General features: G+C 49.7%; 24 protein-coding genes and 1 pseudogene. 19 read left to right on the top strand and 6 right to left on the bottom strand.

Features of this window, described 5'->3' with window-relative positions:
- Positions 1-156: 156 nt before the first annotated feature.
- Positions 157-1,398: an MFS transporter gene (locus A372_RS0121050; protein WP_019422879.1), complete on the top strand. Its 1,242-nt coding sequence runs from the start codon at positions 157-159 to the stop codon at positions 1,396-1,398.
- Here the strand turns inward: A372_RS0121050 and A372_RS37540 are convergent.
- Both A372_RS37540 and A372_RS36535 read right to left on the bottom strand, forming a co-directional pair.
- Positions 1,339-2,160 carry a helix-turn-helix transcriptional regulator gene (locus A372_RS37540; protein WP_157259638.1) on the bottom strand — a complete coding sequence of 274 codons (822 nt, stop codon included), beginning with the start codon at positions 2,158-2,160 and terminating at the stop codon, positions 1,339-1,341. The two genes, A372_RS0121050 and A372_RS37540, sit on opposite strands and share 60 nt — an antisense overlap.
- A gap of 104 nt (positions 2,161-2,264) precedes the next feature.
- Positions 2,265-2,474 (bottom strand): integrase core domain-containing protein, encoded by a 210-nt coding sequence (locus tag A372_RS36535; RefSeq protein ID WP_083858906.1) that lies wholly within the window; start codon positions 2,472-2,474, stop codon positions 2,265-2,267.
- 199 nt (positions 2,475-2,673) lie between these two features.
- Between A372_RS36535 and A372_RS0121040 the strand changes: the two genes are divergently transcribed.
- The 7 genes from A372_RS0121040 to A372_RS0121010 all read left to right on the top strand — a co-directional run bounded on the left by A372_RS0121040 (position 2,674) and on the right by A372_RS0121010 (position 10,433).
- Positions 2,674-3,579, top strand: coding sequence for a transposase (locus tag A372_RS0121040; RefSeq protein WP_019422878.1), 906 nt, complete (start codon positions 2,674-2,676; stop codon positions 3,577-3,579).
- A 469-nt stretch (positions 3,580-4,048) separates the two neighbouring features.
- Entirely contained in the window at positions 4,049-5,227 is a 1,179-nt protein-coding gene (locus tag A372_RS0121035; RefSeq protein ID WP_019422877.1) for a Gfo/Idh/MocA family protein, read from the top strand.
- 53 nt (positions 5,228-5,280) lie between these two features.
- Positions 5,281-6,546, top strand: coding sequence for a hypothetical protein (locus A372_RS0121030; RefSeq protein WP_019422876.1), 1,266 nt, complete (start codon positions 5,281-5,283; stop codon positions 6,544-6,546).
- Between the two features lie 16 nt (positions 6,547-6,562).
- Positions 6,563-7,333, top strand: a complete 771-nt coding sequence (locus A372_RS0121025; RefSeq protein ID WP_019422875.1) for an SDR family oxidoreductase — start codon at positions 6,563-6,565, stop codon at positions 7,331-7,333.
- 41 nt (positions 7,334-7,374) lie between these two features.
- Positions 7,375-8,235: a sugar phosphate isomerase/epimerase family protein gene (locus tag A372_RS0121020; RefSeq protein WP_019422874.1), complete on the top strand. Its 861-nt coding sequence runs from the start codon at positions 7,375-7,377 to the stop codon at positions 8,233-8,235.
- A 23-nt stretch (positions 8,236-8,258) separates the two neighbouring features.
- Positions 8,259-9,332 carry a Gfo/Idh/MocA family protein gene (locus A372_RS0121015; protein ID WP_019422873.1) on the top strand — a complete coding sequence of 358 codons (1,074 nt, stop codon included), beginning with the start codon at positions 8,259-8,261 and terminating at the stop codon, positions 9,330-9,332.
- 30 nt (positions 9,333-9,362) lie between these two features.
- Positions 9,363-10,433 carry a mannonate dehydratase gene (locus A372_RS0121010; protein WP_019422872.1) on the top strand — a complete coding sequence of 357 codons (1,071 nt, stop codon included), beginning with the start codon at positions 9,363-9,365 and terminating at the stop codon, positions 10,431-10,433.
- Between the two features lie 67 nt (positions 10,434-10,500).
- Here the strand turns inward: A372_RS0121010 and A372_RS0121005 are convergent, their stop codons facing one another.
- The 3 genes from A372_RS0121005 to A372_RS37535 form a co-directional block, all read right to left on the bottom strand.
- Positions 10,501-11,745, bottom strand: a complete 1,245-nt coding sequence (locus A372_RS0121005) for an MFS transporter (protein ID WP_019422871.1) — start codon at positions 11,743-11,745, stop codon at positions 10,501-10,503.
- A 164-nt stretch (positions 11,746-11,909) separates the two neighbouring features.
- Positions 11,910-12,506: a TetR/AcrR family transcriptional regulator gene (locus A372_RS0121000; protein ID WP_019422870.1), complete on the bottom strand. Its 597-nt coding sequence runs from the start codon at positions 12,504-12,506 to the stop codon at positions 11,910-11,912.
- A 124-nt stretch (positions 12,507-12,630) separates the two neighbouring features.
- The gene (locus A372_RS37535; RefSeq protein WP_019422869.1) at positions 12,631-12,786 is read right to left on the bottom strand and encodes a hypothetical protein; all 156 of its coding nucleotides are present in this window, start codon (positions 12,784-12,786) and stop codon (positions 12,631-12,633) included.
- A gap of 95 nt (positions 12,787-12,881) precedes the next feature.
- Here A372_RS37535 and A372_RS0120990 point away from each other — a divergent pair, with 95 nt between their 5' ends.
- The 4 genes from A372_RS0120990 to fur all read left to right on the top strand — a co-directional run bounded on the left by A372_RS0120990 (position 12,882) and on the right by fur (position 16,034).
- Positions 12,882-13,469, top strand: a complete 588-nt coding sequence (locus tag A372_RS0120990) for an NUDIX hydrolase (protein ID WP_019422868.1) — start codon at positions 12,882-12,884, stop codon at positions 13,467-13,469.
- Positions 13,457-14,704 carry an endonuclease Q family protein gene (locus tag A372_RS0120985; protein ID WP_019422867.1) on the top strand — a complete coding sequence of 416 codons (1,248 nt, stop codon included), beginning with the start codon at positions 13,457-13,459 and terminating at the stop codon, positions 14,702-14,704. The genes A372_RS0120990 and A372_RS0120985 overlap by 13 nt, the downstream gene beginning before the upstream one ends.
- 90 nt (positions 14,705-14,794) lie before the next feature.
- A complete protein-coding gene (gene spoIIM, locus A372_RS0120980) occupies positions 14,795-15,424 on the top strand; it encodes a stage II sporulation protein M (RefSeq protein WP_019422866.1) in 630 nt (209 codons plus the stop codon).
- A 121-nt stretch (positions 15,425-15,545) separates the two neighbouring features.
- Entirely contained in the window at positions 15,546-16,034 is a 489-nt protein-coding gene (gene fur, locus A372_RS0120975) for a ferric iron uptake transcriptional regulator (protein ID WP_019422865.1), read from the top strand.
- A 50-nt stretch (positions 16,035-16,084) separates the two neighbouring features.
- On the opposite strand, the gene A372_RS34450 is transcribed toward fur, so the two are convergent.
- Positions 16,085-17,491: a S8 family peptidase gene (locus A372_RS34450; RefSeq protein WP_019422864.1), complete on the bottom strand. Its 1,407-nt coding sequence runs from the start codon at positions 17,489-17,491 to the stop codon at positions 16,085-16,087.
- 189 nt (positions 17,492-17,680) lie between these two features.
- Between A372_RS34450 and A372_RS36530 the strand changes: the two are divergent.
- The 7 genes and pseudogenes from A372_RS36530 to A372_RS0120935 form a co-directional block, all read left to right on the top strand.
- Positions 17,681-17,854: pseudogene (locus tag A372_RS36530) on the top strand (alanine dehydrogenase); the annotation flags it as partial.
- A 77-nt stretch (positions 17,855-17,931) separates the two neighbouring features.
- Entirely contained in the window at positions 17,932-18,168 is a 237-nt protein-coding gene (locus A372_RS0120960; RefSeq protein ID WP_019422862.1) for a DUF4227 family protein, read from the top strand.
- Positions 18,169-18,271: 103 nt separating this feature from the next.
- Positions 18,272-19,195 (top strand): tyrosine recombinase, encoded by a 924-nt coding sequence (locus A372_RS0120955; protein ID WP_019422861.1) that lies wholly within the window; start codon positions 18,272-18,274, stop codon positions 19,193-19,195.
- 129 nt (positions 19,196-19,324) lie between these two features.
- Positions 19,325-20,515 carry a phosphopentomutase gene (locus A372_RS0120950; RefSeq protein WP_019422860.1) on the top strand — a complete coding sequence of 397 codons (1,191 nt, stop codon included), beginning with the start codon at positions 19,325-19,327 and terminating at the stop codon, positions 20,513-20,515.
- A gap of 42 nt (positions 20,516-20,557) precedes the next feature.
- On the top strand, positions 20,558-21,385 hold the full coding sequence (locus A372_RS0120945; RefSeq protein ID WP_019422859.1) for a purine-nucleoside phosphorylase: 828 nt from the start codon (positions 20,558-20,560) through the stop codon (positions 21,383-21,385).
- A gap of 18 nt (positions 21,386-21,403) precedes the next feature.
- Positions 21,404-22,732, top strand: a complete 1,329-nt coding sequence (locus A372_RS0120940; RefSeq protein ID WP_019422858.1) for a pyrimidine-nucleoside phosphorylase — start codon at positions 21,404-21,406, stop codon at positions 22,730-22,732.
- A 219-nt stretch (positions 22,733-22,951) separates the two neighbouring features.
- Positions 22,952-24,181, top strand: a complete 1,230-nt coding sequence (locus A372_RS0120935; RefSeq protein WP_019422857.1) for a serine hydrolase — start codon at positions 22,952-22,954, stop codon at positions 24,179-24,181.
- Positions 24,182-24,220 lie beyond the last annotated feature (39 nt).

Here is a 24,220-nt window from a genome sequence, read left to right as displayed (position 1 = left end):
GATATACTAAAACCAGATAAAAAATGGTCAACGAAAAATATCTGTGAGAAATACAATATTTTATAGCTGAGGTAAGTAAATATTGAAAGAAAATGCAGCAAGATGAAGATAGAAAAAAAGAAGGATACACTGTAACTTTTAAATGAGGTGATGACAGTGTATAGAAGTGTACTGAAGAATCGAATGATATTGTATTATTTGGCGGGAGCAGGGATTTCCCAATTAGGAAATGTTATTACAGGACTTGCTTTCCTTTTTTTGTCTTATGAACTAACACAATCCAGCATTCTGACCACAGTTATGGCTATTACACAAGCTACTCCATACCTTTTATTCGGACTAGCTGGTGGAGTAATTGCTGACTCAGTAAACAAAAAACGTTTATTACTGTTGATAGACATCATACGAGTACCTATTATTCTTTCATTGGTCTTTATTTATCAAATGAATCTTTTAGGCTTTTGGCATTTAATAGTTGTGAGTTTCATAATTCAAAGTCTAGGATGTTTTTATAATCCAGCTTACAGAGCTATATTGCCTCTCATTACTTCTATAGAAGATCGAACAGTTGCAAATAGCTTATTTGATATTGTGACAAGAGGTGTACAAATGCTTGGACCAATATTTAGTATTGGTCTGTTAAATTCAGGACAAATAATTCATTTCTTCACAATTGATGCCTTAACGTATTTAGTCAGTGTATTTTTCATCTTAAAACTTCATTGGAAAGAAAATAACGATACTACGGATAACCTGTTGAATACAACTGACAGTATTTTTAGTTCTATAAAAGACTTCCTTAACTGGGTAAAAGGTGAATATACTATCAGAACATTGTTGTTTGTAACTTTTTTGATTGTGTTCTTTAATACTTGGGTATGGCAGGTCGGATTATTGTTACAACTAATAGAAACCAAAAATAATGGTGAGCAACTTTACAGTCTTCTAATGGGGTGGTATGGTGCTGGTGTGATTACAGTCAATATCGTCATCCCTTTTCTTTGGAAAAAGCTGACCCTCACGATTTATCTAATCGGTTCTATTGTATGGGGTGTTGGTATACTTGTATTAGGATTTGCAACTCATCTGTCAACCTATTTTATTGGTATACTAATCGCAGCTATTGGACTTCCTATTTCTGGTTTAGCACGGGTTTATCTTATTCAAACATTGATACCAATAAATAAATTAGGCAGAGCGTTTAGTTTTAATGCAGTTCTCTTATATGGTTCTAATGTGCTTTCGTTGAGCTTGTTTGGCGCACTATCCTCTCTTGTAGAAATTCGGTATATTTTTGTTTTTTGCGGAAGTATGATGGTTATCGGCTCATTTGTCTATTTATTTCGTGTATTTCCCTCGAAAAAAACTGGGCGTGATTCCGTAGAGACGTTTAAATAATTGATTATAAACAGAGATAGTAGAAAACCCACAACTATATGAAATATCTGCAATAGTTTTCTTGGTATTGATAAGCATTTCTTGACTTCTTATAATGCGATATAATTGAAGCCACGAAAAGGGGGAAATTCCAATGTACTCCTTAAAAAGATGGGCAAATTGAAATTTGCTTATATCTGAAACCCCTGCCATTTCATCTAGGCTCCAAGCATGTTGGAAGTCTTCTTTTATAACGTTCATCGTTTTGTATAGTGCAGGGTGAATTTCTTTAAATGGTTGTATGTTAATGTCAGACGAATGTGTACCAATCATAACTTTAAGTATAATTAATGCTAACTGAGTGAAGCTATGGTCTAAAAATAACTCTAATGAATGACTTTCGTTTACTTCTTCTATTTGTACATAATCATTTATAAAATGGACCCATTGCTGGATTAATGGATGTTTTTGAGCAGTAAGAGCGAAAGAAATATCATCTTTAATAAATGTAATATCAGTCGTCAGTTGATTAAAAAATCGTGGATCAAGCTCTATTAAAAATTTATGATCATCTACTGAAATTTGTTTATGCATATCATTCGGGTTAAAAAGAATAAATTCATTTTTAGATAAGAAAATGTCGCTTCTCTCAGTCTGGTAATACATAGATCCTTTTATAGAATAGATAAGCTTATAAGAATAGTCGTTTCGCCATTTGCTTTCGCATTTTTTTTGATTTGTAGACAATAACAAACCCTGTGTAGCTTGTAAAACGATAGACAATTAAATCACCATCACTATACTGAAGTTTACATTATAGTTTACCATGTCAAATACGATTATGACGCAATATCATTAATTCAACTCCCTCGGTACGATATAATTTTCTAACGGGAAGCTTTCGTATTCAAAAGCTGAGTATAAATACTGTCTGGTGAAACTTCATTTAGTGCTTGGTGCTGACGTTCCGAGTTGTAGAATTTCACATAATCCGTAATGCCTCTACGCAAATCACGGGGCGTTTCAAACTCGTTCAAAAAGATGCACTCGTACTTTAACGCTTCTTCATCAGATCCACAGTAATTCGTTACTTCTATCTATGCTCTCAAGCGCCCACATCCATGTCATAATGGTTCTTTTCCCCATTCTCCCAATGACTCAGATTACGCAAAAAATGACTTACTAAATGGAATACGATATATATTTTTGAAGCGGCTTTGAGTTGAAACTCTTTGATTTGTTTGTTATAATTTGTATGTAGAACAAATGTTCTTATTTTTTTGGGGGGGCTGGACTATGACGGGGCAGATGTCGTTTGCGACTTTGGAACAGTTGTTGGCGCATTTTCATTCTGAGGAGTCATGTGTGAATGAGGTGTATCGGAGAAAGTGGCCTCAGGGCTTCGTCTGCCCTCGTTGCGGCCATCGTGAGGCATATACGGTACGATCACGCAGGCTGCCGCTTTATGAATGCCGCTCTTGCCGTCATCAATGTTCTCTCATTGCCGGTACTGTCATGGAAGGAAGCCGGACTGCTCTCAGAAAGTGGTTAGCCGCCATCTGGCTTATTTCGAGAACAGATAAGGGCATTAATGCGGTGCAGCTCAGTTCGCTCATCCAAGTTACATATAAGACCGCATGGGCAATGCTGCATAAGCTTAGGGCTGTTATGAGTGCAGCCGATGCCGAGCGCCCGCTTGATCAGGACGTTCGTGCGGCCTTGACCAGTTATGGACCGCCTTTCACCCCGTTATTTGAGTTGCATCCCAAGGAGCATCCGTTTTTGATAGCTGCCTCCATGAACAATCCAGACAACATCCCCATCTATGTAAAAATGAAACTCGTAATACGTGAACATTTGTCCTATAAGAGCTTGGTGAGTGCGGGGAGAGGAGCATTTGTCTCACAGCACGTATCTTGTCATGCAAGCAACATAGATATCATGAATCACCCGTTCCGTTTTCGCAGACCTAATGCGCTACGTTATATCGCCGACCAGGCCAAGGCATGGATCAATAACACGTTTCACGGCTTAGGCGGGACCTATTTGCAAGCATATTTGGACGAATACTGCTACCGATACAATCTTGAATCTCAAAACGTATCGATCTGGGAGCGGTTAGCAGATCACTGTCTGTCTATCTCTACAGCATTATCATGGCGATGCCGCGGAAGAAGTGGAAGAATGGCTTTTGCTGCATGATGCTTTTTCCCTGTAGTTGACATGAAACTGCTATGCTTAAAGACAATGTAATTCGATATGAATATAGTCATTTATTTATGGTTCCAATAAATAAGCACGCTTTGTAAGTAGTGTTGTATGGCGATACATAAAATTCAAGATTATCTTATCGCAGGTAACCGTGAGAATATGCTCATTTCAGATAAAGAGTGGGTAAACTCAAAAAACGGGTGATATTTCGATAGTTTATTTTCTGAATAGTTGGGATAGTGGACAAAAGGACCTTTTGGCAAGCCCTTCACGGGAGAGGGGGCGCCATGATTTTCAGAAGAGTCGTGGGACAGGGGAAAAGCCAATCAGAGTTAAATAGACGTTTAAAAGGACGCAACTGGATGTAAGCGTTCGCACATTATTGGTGGTAAGCTACTATCGAGTCCTAGCAATATTACAAGCCAAGAGAACAATGACAGCCGTTCAAGGAGGCAGAAGCATGCAAAAGGTTCGAGTTGGAATTATCGGTTTAGGCAATATGGGCGCCGCGCACGCAGCGTATTTGGCAGCCGGACAGGTGGAAGGGGCAACTCTTGCAGCGGTATGCGACGCGATACCATCGAAGCAGGCGTGGGCTTTGGAAAGCCTAGGGGATCAAGTTGCGTTCTACGAGCAAGAGGGCGAGCTGTTCTCATCGGGTCTCGTGGACGCGGTCCTTATCTGCACGCCACATTATCATCATCCGGCATCGGCGATCCATGCGCTTCAGCACGGACTGCATGTGCTCATCGAGAAGCCGGCTGGTGTCTATACGAAGCAAGTGCGCGAAATGAATGAAGCAGCCAAAGCAAGCGGGAAAGTATTCAGCATTATGTACAATCAGCGGACCAACCCGCTGTATCAGAAGCTTCGTGAATTGGTTCAGAGCGGCGAGCTTGGTGAAATACGCCGCACGAACTGGATTATAACGAATTGGTATCGCTCGCAAAGCTACTATGACTCGGGCGGATGGCGCGCGACGTGGGCCGGAGAAGGCGGCGGTGTCCTCATTAATCAGGATCCGCATCAACTGGATCTATGGCAATGGACGATTGGCATGATGCCGGTTCGCATGCGTGCGTTCTGCCGTTTCGGCCGGTATCGCGACATCGAGGTGGAGGATGACGTCACGGCATATGTGGAATACGAGAACGGCGCCAGTGGCGTGTTCGTCACGACGACTGGTGAAGCGCCGGGGACTAACCGATTTGAAATAACAGGCGACCGCGGCAAGATCGTAATTGAGGATGATCGCATAACCTTTTGGAGACTCCGCACGCCGGAGCCTGAATTCAACAAGGATTTTAAAGGTGTCTTTGGCCAGCCGGAATGCTGGAAATGCGACATCCCGATCCACGGCCAAGGCGGTGCCCATCGCGGCATAACGCAGGATTGGATCCATGCGATCCAGAAAGGAACGCCGCTATTGGCGCCCGGGGAGGAGGGCATCCATGGCTTGATGCTATCGAATGCGATGCTGCTGTCCACGTGGACGGATAATTGGGTATCGCTGCCTATTGACGAGGAGTTATTCTACAGCGAGCTGCAGCAGCGAATCGAGCAATCGAGATATCAGGCTGATTCATCTAACTCCAGCGATGCAACAGTAGCCGAGATGAGCAAGACATTTGGGTCATAATGGATTGACATTTACGCTATGATGAATTTGCTCCTCGAAAGGACGGTGCCGCTTTGCTCGCCCAAGAAGAAGGCTTGAGAAGGCTAACGCACGAAGTCGTGCAGCAATGTCCGGTTACGGATATGCATACTCATCTATATTCGGCTGATTTTGATTCTTTATTGTTATGGGGAATTGACGAGCTCTTAACCTATCACTATTTGATTGCTGAAATGTTCCGGCATTCCGATGTGGACACGGATACGTTCTGGTCATGGTCGAAGCAGGAGCAAGCCAATCATGTGTTCCAGACGCTATTTGTAGAGCGGACGCCAATTAGTGAGGCTACGCAGGCGGTTGTGGGCGTCTGTCAACGTCTGGGCATGCCGATCCTGTCCAAGGACATTGACGAGCTGCGTGAAGCATGGGGCAGCCGGAAGCTGACAGAGCATATCGATGATGTGCTTCGTATTGCCAATGTGCGTTATATCGTCATGACCAACGATCCGTTCGATTCACTGGAGCATCCGGTATGGATGAATGAAGGCGTATCCGATCAACGCTTCGGCGCAGCGCTTCGGATAGACTCGCTGCTGCTTAATTGGACATTCGCCAGCAACCGAATGAAAGCTCAAGGCTATACGGTGACGGAGCAGTGGACGGAAGCGAACAGGGACAGTCAGCTTGAAGAGACCAGACGCTTCCTCCGGGATTGGGCACGGCGCATGGATGCGCTGTACATTGCCGCTTCTTTGCCGGGAACATTCGATTATCCGGCGGACGATTGCGGCACAGCGGTGTTGGAAGAAGCGATTCTTCCTGTATGCAAGGAGTTGAACCTTCCGCTTGCGCTTATGATCGGGGTGAAGCGACAGGTTAATCCGGCGCTCCTGCTGGCGGGCGACCGCAGCGAACGCGCGGATATCAATGCGCTGGAACGGTTGTTGGCCCGACATCCGGCCAACCGGTTCATGGTCACGATGCTGGCGCGCGAGAATCAGCATGAGCTGGCGGTGCTTGCGCGCAAATTCCGCAATGTGCTGCCGTTCGGCTGCTGGTGGTTCCTCCATATCGAGTCCATGATTGATGAGATGACCCGGTTCCGGCTCGAGCTGCTCGGAACGTCATTCGTTCCTCAGCATTCCGATTGCCGGGTGCTGGAGCAGCTCATTACGAAATGGTGCTATTCCAGAACGATTATCGCCGATGCGCTGGCGCATAAGTATATCCGGCTGCAGCGGGAAGGCTGGCAGGTGGAACGGCACCATATCGAACGTGACGTGGATGAATTATTCAACGGCCAGTTCTGGAAGTTTGTCGGCAGGGAACGAAAAGATTGACCTTAGGAGGGGTGGCATGTCATCACTTTTTGACTTGCGCGGCAAGACGGCGGTGCTCTTGGGCGGCAACAGCACGCTTGGGCGCGCCATGGCGGAGGGGCTTATTGCCCACGGCGCCAGAACAGCTATCGTCGGCCGCAATGCCGATACCGTTGCGCAAGCTGTGGAGCAGCTCACGGAGCTGGGCGGGGATGCGCAGCCGTTTCTGGGCGACGTTACCCTCGAGGCGGATCTAATGCGAGTTCATCGCGAGATTATGGAGCACTACGGGCGCGTCGATATCTTACTCTATTGCCCAGGCGTGAATAGCGCAACGCCTTTTTTTGACATTGAGATGGAAGAATGGGAACACATCATGAATGTGAATGTGAAAGGAGCGGTTCGCAGCTGCCAGCTGTTCGGGAAATCAATGACGGACAGCGGCTTTGGCGGTTCCATCATTCTTATTTCTTCGGTATCGTCTGATCCGCCATTATCCAAAGTATTTTCGTATTCGATGTCCAAAGCGGCGATTAACAATATGACACAATATCTCGCACGCGAGTTTGCACCGCATGGTGTCCGCGTTAACGCGATTATACCCGGTTTTTTTCCGGCGGAGCAGAACCGCGCCATCCTGGCGCCGGAGCGCGTTCAGTCCATTATGAAGCATACGCCGATGGGACGCTTCGGGGATCCAGATGAGCTGCAAGGGGCCGTCGTCTGGCTGGCATCGGAGCGCGCTTCGAGCTTCGTTACCGGTTCGCTTGTGCGGGTAGACGGCGGCTTCGGGGCCATGACCATTTAGGTCATGACGAAATAGTTCACTGAATATAGGAGGCTAACATAATGAAATGGTCATTATTTACGGTTGCGGTACCTGACATTTCTGTATTTGAACTACTTCCAATTGCAAAAGAAGCGGGTCTGAACGGCATCGAATGGCGCTGCTGCACGATCGCGCCTGAAAACAAAGGCAAGCCGTTTTCATTTTGGGGAAATCACCAATGCACCATCGAACCGGATGCTGATATCTCGCTGCTGCAATCGCTGCGCAAAGAAATGGATGATCATGAGCTGGCCAATGCAGCCGTCATGCCTTATTTGAAGGTAGGGGATATGGATGCGGCGGAGCAGGTGCTGCGCATTGCGCATGCGCTCGGCGCCCCGATGATGCGCATCGGCGTTCACGGCTACAATCGTTCGAAGTCCTATAACGAGCTCTATGACGAGCAAGTAAAATATATGGAGCAGTTGATTCCGCTGCTGCGGAAATATGAAATGAAAGGCTTGGTCGAGACCCATCATGGAACGATAGCGGCCAGTGCCAGCGCAGCGCATCGGTTAGTATCGCATTTTGATCCGCAAGATGTTGGCGTGCTGTTCGACCCGGGCAACATGGTCTTTGAAGGCTATGAGAACCATCGTATGGGACTTGAAATATTGGGGCCTTATTTGGCTCATGTGCATGTTAAAAATGCCGATGTCGCTCCGGAACGGGACGATTCTGCACCGAAGCTGGTCTGGTCGCCGCCTGAGGAAGGCTTCGTTCGTTGGCCGCAAGTGATGGCTGATTTGCAAGCGGTGGGATATGACGGATTTTGCGGTGTGGAGGACTTCAGCGGGACGCGAAGCTCCGTGCAGATAATTCAGCATTTCGTGAGCTGGATGAATGAATTGTCGAAGCAGACGACCTCACCGGCGACATAGCAAATAGATGGAGGCCAACCAAAATGAACCGACAAGACGGAATGCGTTATGCCCCGCAAGGCAAACCGAATCCGGTGTGTGATGCTGGACAGTTCGTGTTTGCAGCCATGGCGCTGGAACACGGACATATATACGGGATGTGCAACGGATTAATCGAGGCGGGCGGAACATTAAAGTGGGTGTATGATCCGGACCCGGCCAAGGTGGAAGCTTTCGTCAACGCCTATCCTTCCGTCCGGCGGGCCCGCTCCGAAGCCGAAATATTGGAGGATAGCGAGGTGCAACTCGTCGCGGCGGCAGCGATTCCATCCGAGCGCTGTGCTCTGGGGCTGCGGGTGATGGATCACGGCAAGGATTATTTTACCGATAAGACTCCGTTCACCACGTTGGAGCAATTGGCTTCGGCGCGGCAGAAGGCAGAACTAACGGAGAAAAAGTATATGGTGTACTACAGCGAACGACTGCATGTAGAAAGTGCCGTATATGCTGGACAACTGATTGCACAAGGAGCGATCGGCCGAGTCATTCAAGTAATGGGAACCGGACCGCATCGTTTGAATGCGCCGTCGCGCCCGGGATGGTTTTTTGACAAAGAGAAATATGGCGGCATTCTATGTGACATCGGCAGTCACCAGGTTGAACAATTTTTATATTTTGCCGGCTGCCAGGATGCGCGTGTGCTTCACAGTAAAGTTGCGAATTATGCCAATAAGAGCTACCCGGAGCTGGAAGACTTCGGAGATGCGACGCTCGTGGGGGACAACGGGGCGACCAACTATTTCCGCGTGGATTGGTTTACGCCTGACGGGCTAGGTACGTGGGGGGACGGTCGAACGATTATTCTAGGGACGGAAGGCTATATCGAGCTGCGTAAATATATCGATATTGCCCGCTCCAATACGACCGACCATGTCTACATGGCGAACCATGAAGGCGAATATTATATACAGACCGCAGGGAAAGTCGGCTTTCCGTTCTTCGGACAGCTCATTCTGGACTGTCTGGAACGAACGGAACGCGCGATGACGCAGCAGCATGCATTCAAGGCTGCCGAATGTGCGTTGCTCGCTCAAGCCCAAGCGGTGCGTGTCGAATAATGACTTCATTTTCCGGGAGGTGGGGCACTTATGGAATTAACGTTTCGCTGGTATGGGGAAGAGGACCCTGTCAAGCTGGAATATATCCGGCAAATTCCTGGCATGAAGGGCATCGTATCTGCTATTTACGATGTTCCTGTCGGAGAAGCGTGGAGCCTTGAACGCATCACAGAACTGAAGCATACCATTGAAGGACACGGATTGAAGCTGAGCGTAATCGAGAGCGTGCCGGTGCATGAACATATTAAGCTGGGGCTGCCGACGCGGGAACGCTATATTGACAATTACAAGGAAACGTTACGGAATCTCGCGCAGGCTGAAGTCGATATCGTATGCTACAATGTGATGCCGGTCTTCGATTGGACGCGTTCCAGACTCGATTTTCCGCTGGCTGACAGATCAACAACGCTCATTTATGAAGATGAGGTCGTGACGCAGATGGATCCGGTAACCGGTAAGCTGCATCTGCCGGGGTGGGATACCAGCTACAAGGATGGCGAGCTGGAACAGCTGTTTGCACAGTACCATGAGTTGAATGAGGAGGATTACTGGGTGAACATCGCGTACTTCGTTGGCGAGATTATGCCGCTCGCCGATGAGCTTGGCATAAGGATGGCCGTGCACCCGGACGATCCGCCATGGCCGATATTCGGATTGCCGCGCATTCTCGGGAAAGAAGCGCAGTTCGAACGTTATCTGGCACTGCACGATGGCCCTTCACACGGAATTTGCCTCTGTACGGGTTCACTGGGTTCCGATCCGGATAACGATCTGCCGGGCATGATTCGCAGAATAGGGTGTGAGGGACGCATTCACTTCGTGCATGCGCGCAATGTGAAAGTTACAGGACATCATTCCTTCATGGAGACGGCACATCTGTCAGAAGAAGGCTCGGTAGATATGGCCGAGATTATGTGTGCACTCTCCGATATCCGTTATGAGGGACCGTTGCGCTCCGACCACGGCCGGATGATCTGGGGGGAGACCGGGCGTCCGGGCTACGGACTGTATGATCGCGCCCTTGGCGCCGTCTATTTGAACGGATTGTGGGAAGCGGTCACGAAATGCCGCAAGCAGGAAGCGGCTGTTGCTTCACGATAGATAGAGAGCTTGAGCTTGGGTAGAGAGAAACCAGGTCATGGATGCTCTCTGCCCAAGCTTTTTTATGTTATACGCCGGCCGATTCTAATTGCGCATTTTGAGACTCGCTGGGATGGAGCTCGAGTTGGAAGCAGAACAAGACACTGAGAGCAATGAGCAAGGCAGAGCACGCAAAGACTGCAAAGAGTGACGTATATTGCATCAGAAACCCGCTAACCGAGGAACCGATCAGGATGCCGGCTGTAAATATGGGTGTGATGATGCCGTTGACGCGTCCGATATACTCGTCAGTCACAAGGGTAATGAAAAAGGTGCTGATGACGACTTGGAAGAACGCCATAATAAATCCGACAAGGAACCGCAGAGAACCGGTAAGCCAAGCGAAAGTAGACCATACTTCAAAGAGCGTGGCAGCGGATAAGATCAGAATGACGAAGCACATAATGGCACGCCCATGGCGGCGAACAGCATTGCCCATCAGAGCGGCGATCCCAACGCCGGCGAACAGGCCGACGCCTGCAACGGTTGTAAACCACTGTAGCTGCTCTTTTTCCAATCCCAGCCTCTGTGTGATTAAAAACACTTCCATGGGCTGTATCAAGCCCACACCCAGACTAATCAAGCCGTACATGAGCGCAATGTTGCGAAGATTGGCGTGTTGTATGACATAGCGCAGACCATCTTTCATTTCTCCGATGATGCGAGATGGTTCGTCCTTAGGCTTTCTCGGACTGTGCGGCAGTGAGAATTGTATCGCAGCAGCGAGCAGAAAAATGAACATGAGCACAGTAAGAGACGTTTCCACATGAAAGGTCTGATACACAAAGGTGCCTATAATCGGCCCGACGATAAGGAACAACGAGCTCAGGCTTTGTCCGATGCCGATGGCGGCAGGAACTTGCGCTTCCGGAACGTGGCGCTTGAACAGCACCGTCGACGAAGGGCGCGAGAACTGGCTGACCATGGCGGAGACAACCGTCGCTACGAAGACGGACTGCCATATACCGGACTGCATGCAAATAAGGATCAGGCCGATGGATAAGGCGCTTAATATATCTCCTGTGATGACCGTTCGCTTCGGGTTCCATCGATCGGCCAATGTTCCGCCGATGAACGAAAACAGAAAGATAGGCAAATACTCGAACACGGTTATTAATGAGACGGCGACGGGATTGTGGTTCGTCATCTCCATCACATAGAACAGAATGGCTATATTTCGAATCCAAATTCCCAGTTCCTGCAGTACATCCGCAGTCGTAACGACGAGAAATACGCGGTTACGCCATAGGGGAAGCGCGGGGGAAGCGCTCATATGATATCTCCTCCCATAATATTAAATAATTAATCCGACCAGTCGGTATGAATATATTGAAAAAGGAAGGAACGGGTTACCGTTCCATTTCGTCACCAGAATCGTAAATTTACCACCGATCCGATGCAGAATGATTACTAGTCTATGCGTGTACCGCAGAAAGGTTATTGCACACTTATCCCTTGCAGAAAGATACGAATCGCTTTGTCATACAGTTCGCAAATCTCCTCTTCAGGTCGCCCCTCCATAAAGGTAATTCCCAAACCGCCAAGCATACTATAAAGAATCAACGTAAGGTCTTCCGTATTCGCGCGCGCAAATTCTCTCTTCGCCATTCCTTCCTCTAACAATTCGGAAATGATTGGAAATGGCCTGCGGGATATTTCAAGCATCACATCGATGATGTTCGTGTCGGATCCGCGCGAGAGCATGAATTCTTCGCTCGCTTTCATAAGTGGACTGTTGAAATCCTTCGCATAATGCTCAGCGAGCAGAATTAGCTTGTCGGTTGCGCTCATGGCAGGCTCGACGGTTTCATACCATTTCTCATTCCATTGTTCCATATCCATTTCATGCAAGTAGATGAACAATGCCTCTTTATTTTTGAAGTGGTAGTAGATGCTTCCTTTGCTCACACCAGATTGTTGGCATATTTGATCCATCGAGGTGGCTTGGTACCCTTGCTGGATAAAGAGTTGTTTTGCGGCCGCGCCAATCGACTTCTTCGTCTGTTCAGCTTCTTCCGCCGTACGCCGCGCCATAGGACAATGACTCCTTCTCAATATGTAGTGTGTGGATTATTAGACTAACTGGTCGGATTAATCTTTTGATGCGATTATATCGTTGAAGGAAGAGAGATGTCAACAGGAGGAGAGGGGAGGGCTACTATTTTTTCTTGTGTACGCGTGTCGCTTGCTTCTGCAATGTATGAGAAAGGAGGGAAGACTGGCCGTCACGTATTATCAACCGCCGCAGCTCCGCAGTAATTTCATAGCCTTTTCCTACAAACAACAAATCATGCTTGGAAACATATTGTTTCATTATTATCGTTCCTCATTTCATATCGGACAAGCCGTTTTGGTATAATGGGTATGTTCTGAAGAACGGATTTATGTATACAAAGGAGTGGCTGACTAATGATAGGCTCGAAGAATGACAGCAAGCAGCCGAATGGCGCGAAGTTCGAAGAAGTTACATTAGAAACGAAACCGATATTTGACGGGAAAGTGATTTCGCTGCAGGTAGATACCGTTAGTCTGCCTGATGGGACGACAGCTACCCGTGAAATCGTGCGTCACCCGGGAGCCGTTGCCGTACTGGCGTTGAAGGACAACCGCATGTTGGTTGTGGAACAATACCGCAAGCCTCTGGGCCGAACCCAGGTAGAGATCCCTGCAGGCAAGCTTGATCCAGGAGAACAGCCTGAAGCGGCAGCACGCCGTGAACTCGAGGAAGAGACAGGCTTCCGGGCACAGACGCTCATTCCGCTCGGAGCGTTCTACACGTCCCCAGGCTTCGCAGATGAGATCATTCATCTCTATGCGGCTGAAGAGCTGGTGTCCGGCGAAGCACATACGGATGAAGACGAATTTCTTGAAGTGGGTGCCATGACGTTAGAGGAAGCGTATGCGGCGATGCGTGAAGGAAGCATTAGCGACGCGAAGACGATCAACGCTATCTATGCTTGGCATCTGCGCGAGCTTACAGGACAATGGCCGAAGTGAAGCCGATGAAGGATACAGCGCTGCATGAATGGAGTGAACGACATGAATCTTCTTCACTCGTGACCATGTATGGGGATTTCCATATTCACATTGGCAGCACCTCGCGCAATCAGCCGGTCAAAATGAGCGCCAGCCGCAGCTTGACCTTCGAAGCGATCGCCAAGGAGGCAGCAGAGCGGAAAGGACTTCAGCTGATCGGGATTATTGACGCTCATGCGCCTGGAGTTCAAGAAGATATTGCCAGTCTGCTTGATCGAGGCGAGATGGAGGAACTGACGGACGGAGGGATTGCATACAAAGGAACGACGCTGCTTCTCGGTACGGAATTGGAGATTCGGGAGGAAGGATACGGAATGGCCCATGTCCTGTGCTTTCTGCCGAGTTTCAGCGCCATGCGGCACTTTTCCGCATGGCTCTCGCCCTATGTGACCAACATGAGCTTGTCCTCGCAGCGGGTATATGTATCCGGGCGTACCTTGCAGGAACAGACAGCCGCTCATGGCGGTATCTTTATTCCAGCACATGTATTCACACCGTATAAGAGTGTTTACGGCAATTGCACCGACCGGATGTCGGATGTGCTGGATATGGAATTGATCGATGCGGTCGAATTGGGCCTAAGTGCGGATACGGACATGGCGGGATGCATTTCGGAACTGGACCGCTACACGCTGCTGACGAACTCGGATGCGCATTCCTTAAGCAAAATTGCGCGGGAATATAATGCGCTGACCTTGGCTGCGCCGACCTTTAAGGAATGGGCGCTGGCGCTGCGTCGTCAGAATGGACGCGGCATTCAAGCCAACTATGGCCTGAACCCCCGGCTTGGCAAGTATCATCGCACCTCATGCGTCAAATGCGGTCAGGTGATTGCCGATAAAGCGATGGAAGCGAAGCTGGTATGCGCCTCATGCGGAAGCACCCGATTCGTGCAGGGCGTGTGGGATAGGATTCAGCATATTGGAGATCGCGAACAGTCTCTCGTACCTGCACATCGACCGCCCTACATTATGCAAGTGCCATTGGAATTCATTCCAGGGGTAGGGCCGAAGACGATGGCGAAGCTGCTGGAGCGGTTCGGCACGGAGATGGCCATTCTCCATCAAGCGACGGCAGCGGAATTGGGGGAGACGGTAGGCGGGAAGACTGCTGAGCTGATCGTAAAGGCTCGGAGCGGGCAGCTGGCGCTGCAGAGCGGAGGCGGCGGCACGTACGGCAAAGTGATCGATGCATAAGCGGCAGCCGTTATCATAAATGGACGGGCTTCTGCATAGAGTGGATCGACTGGAAGATTCGCAAGCTGCTTGTGAAAGGAGTCATCCCCTATGAAGCCATTAGCTCATTCATTGCGCGCACAGCTCCACCTTTATATTTTCGTATCGGTCCTGTTTCTTGTCGGCGTCGTATTCGGTGCCCTGCTGGTCAATGCGTTAACCTTGGAGCAGCAGCAGGATATCGGAAGCCATCTCGGGCATTTTTTCACGACAATCGATCAGAACGGAACTTCGGCGAATGGCGGGGAAGCTTTTCTTGATTCGGTATTGTTCTATTTGAAATGGATCGCCGTAATAGCGTTGCTCGGCATTTCCATTGTAGGATTTCCGCTCGTATTGGTGCTCGTGTTCGCCAAAGGCGTGTTCGTCGGGTTCACGGTCGGAACGTTGGTCGGACAATATGCTTGGAAAGGCGTCTTGTTCGCCTTTGTGTCGGTAGCCCCGCACAACATGATTGCCATTCCATTAATTATGATTGCAAGTGTCGCATCTATGGCACTTGCCATGCACGTATTGAAGCACAGGCTATTCATGCCCAAGCTGCAGTCGCTGCGGGAACCGATCGGCCGTTTCTTTGCGTTGCAAGCGTCCGCAGCGCTTGGTATGGGGGCTGTTGCCGCCGTCGTGACCTGGGTATCACCCGGATTAATGAAATGGGCCGCGCCTTTTCTAACCGGGTAAGCTAATGCACAGTGAAGAAGAAAACTTGCCTTCGTGCAAATGATTTGACACTGCTTGCATTCTCCCCCTATAATAATAGAAGTGAAATCGAAATGTGGCTTGGCGGGCAAGGGGGGAGACCATGGAAGCGCGGATTGAGAAGATTAAACAACAACTGCAATCCCAAGGGTACAAGCTGACACCGCAGCGCGAGGCAACCGTTCGCGTCCTGCTTGAGAATGAAGAGGATCATCTTAGTGCGGAAGATGTCTTCATGCTCGTGAAAGAAAAAGCGCCAGAAATCGGTCTTGCCACCGTTTACCGTACATTGGAATTGTTGAATGAGTTGCACGTTGTGGAAAAATTGAATTTTGGCGATGGCGTAGCTAGATATGATTTGCGTGGAGACAACAACAAGCATCACCATCACCATCTCATTTGTGTCCAATGTGGGTCCATGCAGGAAATTCAGGAAGACTGGCTCGGGCCATTGGAAGAACGCTTGGAGCAAGAATTTCATTTTACGGTGATCGATCACCGTTTGGATTTTCAAGGAATATGCAAGCATTGTCGCGAAAAAGAACGTGAACGAGAACAGCAAGCCCAAAAGGACGATAACGCGGACGTATAATGCTTATAACGATGCAATTTAACCGTATGAAATGAAGAGAAGCCTCAGCGCTAACTGCGCCGAGGCTTAACTACGTTGTGCAGCTTCGAGGACTGGGCTGTGCCCCTTCCTGCCTTCTTTGTTCGCTGGCGTGATGCCGCTGCTGCTTGGGCTTCCGATTTGTTCGGCCTGCACGCAGGGGAGCGGCTAGTTGCCGTGCGGCGCGCCAACGCTTTTTTAATTGGACCACTCACTGCAGAAATGCCTGTTAACGGGAAAGACGATTTCAACGAATCCATGGCGCATGCCGTCGCTTTATCTGCACGAACAAGGCCAGCGCCTTGCGAACGGTCGGAGTAACCTTTCAGTTCACTCGCCGTATCGATCAGTATGGACTTCACGTCTTGCGGCGTTAGCTCGGGATTGCTGGCCAGCATGAGGGCGACGGTCCCGGATACATGCGGTGCGGCCATGGAAGTGCCTGAATCCTTCGAAAAACTATTCTTATTGTTCGTCGATACGATATCTTCTCCTGGCGCGGCCACATCAATCCCTTTGCCGCGGCTGCTGAAAACAGCAATTTGATTGTTTTTGTCGGTTGCCGTTACCGCGATCGTCTCCGGATAACTGGCGGGAACATCAATCATATCTGCATCACCGCCTTCATTCCCGGCTGACGCGACAAGCACGATGCCTTTTCGGTACGCCCTTCTTACGGTAGAACGCAGCAGATCGCTCGGACCGTTTAATCCAAGACTCAAATTAATGACATCCATTTTATTTTTTATACACCATTCAATGCCTTCAACGATGTCCGATACATATCCGTCGCCGTTCTCATCAAGCGCTTTCACAGCGTACAGATCTACTTCTGGAGCCGCTCCGTACAACATATTTCCTGTGCCGGTTGCAGCTACCGTTCCTGCTACGTGGGTTCCGTGCCCGTTATCATCCTGATGGGGCATCCCTCTTCGAATCGTATTGATTCCCCCGGCAATATTCAAATCCGGATGAGTTGAAATCCCTGTATCGACGATTGCAACTTTGATGCCTTTTCCTTTCGTCTTCGGCCACACGCGGGGAGCGTGAATTCGCTTGATGCCCCAAGGAATTTGGGAAGTTGTGGCATAAAGAGTTGAATGGTTGCGTTTCTTTAGACGCAATCTAGAGGAAGTTGACGAGCTTCGCTTTGTGCCCTTCGCGGGTTTAATGGCATGAGCGCGGACTCGGGCATCAGTTTCGATTCGCCGAATGCTTGGATGATTCATAATCTGCTGCAGATCTTTGTGCCGATCTAAATGACAGCAGAGCATCCGGGCGGATTTTACCTGCTTTAAGGGGACGATTCCTTGCTTTTTTAGCTGCTGAATACAGGCAGCATAGCTTTTGCGGTCTTTCAAAATAATCATTTTGCGATCGGTCTTACGAGTAGGCTGACCGTGTACGGCCGCCTGTAACATGCGGGTTAATGTGCGCATGCATTCATGCCCTCCACTTCAAAAAGAATAGATAACTTGCTGTGACAGCGCGTCTGACACCGCCTGTAAATCTAATTTATCGTATGTGGACGTTCGTGGAACGGTGAATGCAAACCTGAATCGTTCGCCATTGTTTCAGAAAAGGCAGAGGTTATAATGGAAGTAACATGTTAAAAGCGCACATCGACCCTTGCATTGACGCACGCAACGTTGCCATATGTACGCAAGCTCGCTGCTCATAGTCTGGAAGAAGCCGTCCGCAGATCGCCGGAGCTGAAAGTCGGGCTGAATACGTATCAGGGCGGCATCGTTCATCAAGCGGTTGCGGAAGCGTTAGGCATGGAGGCTTGTCTTTTTAAATAATGCATACGGCATATCCAGCCAATTCACCTCATACGTTAATTTTAGCGGGACAAACATGAGGTGAGGAGGTGCTTCCGATGATTGTGCCTTTGCGCAAGCTGTTGGAACGCTTGAGGTTCATCGCGTTGTTTCTGCTTATGACCTATGCGATGGCTCATTTATTCGGCACAGTAACCGAATGGATATCGCCAGTGGATAAGTATCGTGAGCCGCATGGGAAAGCGGTCAAAGTATTTCGTGCCGATGAAAATGCGGATTTGGAGCCTGCATCGTTTACGGATCGGTTGCGGTTATTTTACTGGCTCGGCGAATAGGAAAATAACGTGCGAAATCCATGGAATGATAGCAAAACAGCAGGAATTTGATGATATCGTGTGGAATATAGGAGAGAGTGTTTTGGAAGTAAGGAGTTTAACGATGAGAAGTGCAATCATACAGCAATTGGAAAGCTACGAGCAGTATTTGAAGCAGGAGCGACGCCTCTCTCCGCACACGCTGGAAGCGTACATAAGAGATATCTCGACCTTTTTGAACGCCATTGCGCAGGAAGAGATTCAATCCGCAGCAGACGTGCGTTCTTATCATGTCAATCAATATTTGTATCAACTCAAGCGTGACGGCCGTGCCGCTTCAAGCATTTCGCGCATCGCTGCCTCGTTGCGTTCTTTTTTTCATTTTTTCATTATCGAAGGAACGATGAGCCAAGATCCGACGCTTCAAATAGAGCGCCCGAAGGCGGAAGCGAAGACCCCTCATATATTGTCGTTGCAAGAGACGGAACGGCTGTTGTCGATGCCGGATGGCGAATCCGTGCAAGGGCTGCGCGACAGGGCCATGCTGGAGACGCTGTATGCGACCGGCGTGCGCGTCTCTGAGCTCATGGCGCTCGACCTCGAAGACGTTCAGCCGAAGCTTGGCTTCTTGCGGTGCGTCTCCTCTGGGAAGGAGCGGGTCATCCCGCTAGGACAAGTCGCGGGTGAGGCGATTCAATTGTACTTAGAGAAGGCTCGTCCGGAAATGATTGGAGCCAACTCCACTTCAGAGACGGCCATCGAGTCGGCTCTGTTCCTGAATGTTCGCGGTCAGCGGATGTCCAGACAGGGCTTCTGGAAGATGATTAAGAAGTATGCGGACAAGCTGGATCTGCCGTTTCCGATCACGCCCCATACAATGCGCCATTCGTTCGCGGTTCATCTGTTGTCGAATGGGGCGGATGTGCGCTCCGTGCAGGAAATGCTGGGGCACTCGGAGCTTGCCACGACACAGCGTTATGTCGAGCATATGAAGAAGAGCAGCATGAAGGATGTTTACACGCTAGCCCATCCACGGGCGAAGAAATGATAGCATGAAATGAAAGTGCGTGGGATGCTTCGGAATCAAAAGAGGGCTTTTAGAACAACCTCTGAATCGGAGTATGGTCCATTTCTCCTTAACACAAGCTAAGAAGAAGGATAAAAAGGAGTGATTGGCATGAACACAAGCAATAAGCCGTTCGATCGCATTGCGGTGATCGTATTGGACAGCGTAGGCATCGGCGAACTGCCTGACGCAGAGCAATTCGGCGATACAGGCACGCACACGCTCGGTCATATTATTGAACGGGTGCCTCATATCAAGCTGCCTCATCTGCAGCAGCTCGGCCTGGGGAACATCGCCGATCTGGGTGCGCTGAAGCCAGTTGACGCGCCGCAAGGAATCTACGGGAAAATGGCGGAGATTTCGGTAGGCAAGGATACGATGACCGGCCATTGGGAGCTAATGGGCCTTCGAATTACGACTCCCTTCAACACGTACCCGGATGGGTTTCCAGCAGAACTGATTTCCGCGTTTGAACAGGAAACGGGACGCAAGGTGCTGGCGAATAAGCCTGCTTCCGGAACGGAGATTATCGAGGAATACGGCGAAGAGCAAATGAAAACCGGCGCATGGATCGTTTATACATCTGCCGATAGCGTATTTCAGATAGCGGCGCATGAGGATATCATTCCACTGGAGGAATTGTATCGCGCCTGTGAGATTGCGAGACGGTTGACGCTGCAAGAGCCTCATACGGTAGGGCGCGTCATTGCACGTCCTTATGCTGGTCAGCCAGGCCAGTTCGCACGCACGCCGAATCGTCATGACTATGCCGTCGTGCCTCCTGAAGATACTGTATTGAACTTGCTTCAACAAGCGGGTAAAGACGTCATTTCGGTCGGCAAAATCAATGATATTTTCTCAGGGGAAGGCATCTCGGCTTCTTACCCGACGAAGAGCAACGCGCACGGTATTACCACAACGACAGATATTCTGGGTCAATCGTTCAACGGCTTGTTGTTTACGAATTTGGTTGATTTTGATTCCATGTACGGCCATCGCCGCGATGCGGAAGGGTACGCGCAGGCGTTAGAGCAATTCGATGAGGCATTGCCGGCCATGATGGAACGAATCGGTCCCAATGATCTGCTGGTCATCACGGCGGATCACGGTAATGACCCGACCCATACCGGCACCGATCATACGCGCGAATATGTCCCGCTTCTGATGTACAGTCCAGCGATTCAGGCGGGACGAGCGCTTGGCATCCGTTCGACATATGCGGATTTGGGCGCAACGATAGCGGATAATTTCCAAGCCGGCCAGCCTCAGGTCGGTACCAGCTTCTTATCCGAACTGCTGTAAAAAGCGTCGTTCGGCATCATTTCAATATTGGGGGAATCTTTCATGAGCCACGCAGTAACGTATGACCACATTCAAGACGCGGCAGCGTATATTAAGACGCGCATTGACGCAACACCTGACATTGGCCTTATCCTCGGATCAGGGCTAGGCATTTTGGCCGATTTGGTTGAAAACCCGGTTACGATTCCTTATCAGGACATTCCGCACTTTCCACAATCGACGGTTGAGGGTCATGCGGGTGAACTGCTCATTGGCCAGATTGAAGGCCGGACGGTCGTCATGATGAAGGGCCGATTCCATATGTATGAGGGCTACGGGCCGGAGCTGACAGCATTTCCTGTACGTGTCATGAAGGCGATCGGTGTGGAGAAGCTGCTGGTGACCAACGCGGCGGGCGGAATTAACACTGCGTTTCAACCGGGAGATTTGATGTTGATTCAAGACCATTTGAACATGACCGGATGCAATCCGTTAATCGGACCGAATGATAATCGCTTGGGCGTACGCTTCCCGGATATGTCCACAGCATATAGCCCTCGTCTGCGCCAATTGGCGAAGGAGATTGCAGGCGAGCAGCAATGTTCATTGCAGGAAGGCGTATATGTTGGGCTGTTAGGTCCAAATTATGAAACGCCGGCAGAAATCCGCATGTTCCGCACCTTGGGCGGCGACGCCGTCGGCATGTCCACTGTATCCGAAGTGATCGTGGCTAAGCATGCTGGAATGGAAGTGCTCGGCATTTCCTGCATCAGCAATATGGCTGCTGGCATATTGGATCAGCCGCTCTCTCATGCTGAAGTGATGGAGACTGCGGAGCGGGTGAAAGAGACGTTTTTGAAGCTTGTTTTGGCCATCATCCCGAAAATGTAAGGTCTAGGAGGTTATATTTTGCGAGCGGTAGACATCATTCAGAAGAAACGTGACGGACAGGAGCTGTCCCCTGAGGAAATCCGATTCCTTATCCAAGGCTACAGCAACGGTAAAGTTCCGGATTATCAAATTGCCGCGTGGGCGATGGCTGTATACTTTCAAGGTATGAATGCACGTGAAACGGCTAGCTTGACGCTTGAAATGGCGAAATCCGGCGATCAAATCGATCTGAGCCCGATCCAAGGCATTAAAGTGGATAAGCATTCCACCGGGGGTGTCGGCGACAAGACGACGCTCGTGCTGGCTCCGCTCGTCGCAGCGGCGGGTGTGCCAGTAGCCAAAATGTCAGGCCGCGGGCTGGGACATACGGGCGGAACGATCGATAAGCTGGAAGCGATCGCCGGCTATCAAGTGGAGCTGGAGCGAAGCCAGTTCTTCACGCAAGTGAATGATATCGGAGTCTCGCTCATCGGTCAGAGCGGAAATATTACGCCTGCGGATAAGAAGCTGTATGGGCTGAGAGACGTCACCGCGACGGTCGAATCGATTCCGCTTATCGCCAGCTCCGTCATGAGCAAGAAGATTGCAGCCGGCGCGGATGCGATTGTGCTCGACGTTAAGACGGGCAGCGGCGCGTTCATGAAGACGCTGGATGATTCTATCGCCTTGGCGCAAGCGATGGTCGATATCGGGACGGAAGTCGGCCGTCACGCGATTGCGGTCATCTCGGATATGGATCAGCCGCTCGGCCATCTGATCGGCAACTCCCTTGAAGTGGAAGAAGCGATTATGACGCTGCGCGGACAGGGGCCGGCTGACTTGCATGAGCTGTGTCTCATCCTGGGAGCGCATATGCTGGTACTGGGCGGCAAGGCACAGGACGAAGCGGATGCCCGTCGGCAGTTGGAGCAGCATTTGCAGGACGGCACCGCGCTGCAGAAGCTGAAGCAGCTAGTCGCAGCCCAAGGGGGAGACGTCTCGATGATCGACGACCCGAGCCGTCTGCCGCATGCGGGAGACCGGATTGAGGTCGCAGCGCAGACGGACGGCACCGTGGCTGCCATTCAGGCTGAGCATATCGGGATTGCCGCGATGCTGCTTGGCGCAGGCCGGGAGACCAAAGATTCAGTCATCGACTTGGCCGTAGGCATTGATTTGCGCAAGAAAGTCGGCGAATCGGTACGGGTTGGCGATGTACTCGCCATTTTGCATGTAAATGATAAAGGGCGGATGGAAGAAGCCAAGGAGCGGGTTCTGAAAGCCTACGAGATTACGCCACAGGAAGTTGCCGCGAAGCCGCTCGTATATGCGGTTGTAACCAAAGACGGCGTTCAACGATTCGTATAAGAGATTGTTCATAATCCCTCTCTTGATCACGCACCACAAAATAAAAAGCCAATCATCCGTTTCTATCGAAGACTCTTTTCGGTAGAAACTTTTTTATGCCTATCCATTGAAAATGTGGAATATTTTGCTTGCGTTCGGACAAGAATGGATATAAGGCACATCCAGCTATATTGAGTTTGCCATTAAGGTTGTGCACATCTCTTTAGGAGGGGACATTCTTTGAACAAATGGCTACATGCTAGTGTGTGCGTCGTGTTGGCAAGCGCTGTTATATTACCGTCCAGCACCGCTGCGCTCCAAGCAGATTTGCCGCCGTGGACAGATGCTGAACCGTCCAGCCAAGCGACATCCTCCTCGAATGCGACAGAAGTGCAATTGGCGGAGAATGCTCGTTCTGCTGTGCTGATGGATGCGGACACGGGAACGATTATTTTTGAAAAAAATAGTCATGACAAGCTTCCTCCGGCCAGCATCACTAAAATTATGACGATGCTGCTCGTCATGGAAGCAATCGATGAAGGAAAGCTGAAGCTGTCAGATAAAGTGTCGACCAGCGAATATGCGGCATCGATGGGCGGTTCGCAGATTTTTCTGGAGCCCGGTGAAGAAATGACGGTCGAAGAAATGATGAAGGGCATTGCCATGGCATCGGGCAATGACGCATCAGTCGCTATGGCGGAGAAGATTGCCGGCTCGGAGAAGGCTTTTGTTCAAATGATGAACGATAGAGCAAAAGAGCTTGGCATGAAGAATACTCATTTTGAGAACTGCAACGGTCTTCCTGCTGAAAATCATTATACGTCAGCCCATGATATCGCATTAATGTCTCAGGCATTGATGCAATATCCGAACGTGACGAAATATACCGGCGCGTATGAAGATTATTTACGTCAGAATACAAGCAAGAAGTTCTGGCTCGTCAATACGAACAAGCTCGTTCGATTCTATCAAGGGGCGGATGGATTGAAGACAGGCTACACGTCGGAAGCGAAATACTGCCTGTCGGCAACGGCAAAGCGTGAAAATATGCGTGTCATTGCGGTCGTGCTGGGTGAACCGAGTACGAAGACTCGAAATGCGGAAGTGACTCAAATGTTCGACTATGCCTTCGCCCAATATACAAATGTTCCTTTATTGAAGGCAGGGGAACGAATCGGTGGCGTGCGCGTGGAAAAAGGGATGGTTGAGAACCTGGAAATCAAAGCGCAACGGCCATACACCGTATTGCTGAAGAAGGGCGACGCCAAGCAAAATATTCGCTTCGAGCTGGACGCTCCGAAATCGGTGAAGGCACCGATTGAAGCCGGACAGCCGATTGGACGCATCGTGGTGTATCAAGGGGATAAAATGATTCGGGAATTTCCTGTCGAAGCAACGCAAAACGTAGCGAAAGCCGGCTGGTGGACTTTATTTAAACGGACCTGCGGCAAGTTGTTTTTTGTCAAATAAAGACGCGCTGCTTCTAGTTTTGTCGCCTAGCAGGAATTG

The sequence above is a fragment of the Paenibacillus sp. OSY-SE genome (genome assembly GCF_000283315.1).
GTDB classification, from domain to species: Bacteria; Bacillota; Bacilli; order Paenibacillales; family Paenibacillaceae; genus Paenibacillus_B; species Paenibacillus_B profundus.
This window is presented reverse-complemented; position numbering and strand designations above follow the sequence as displayed.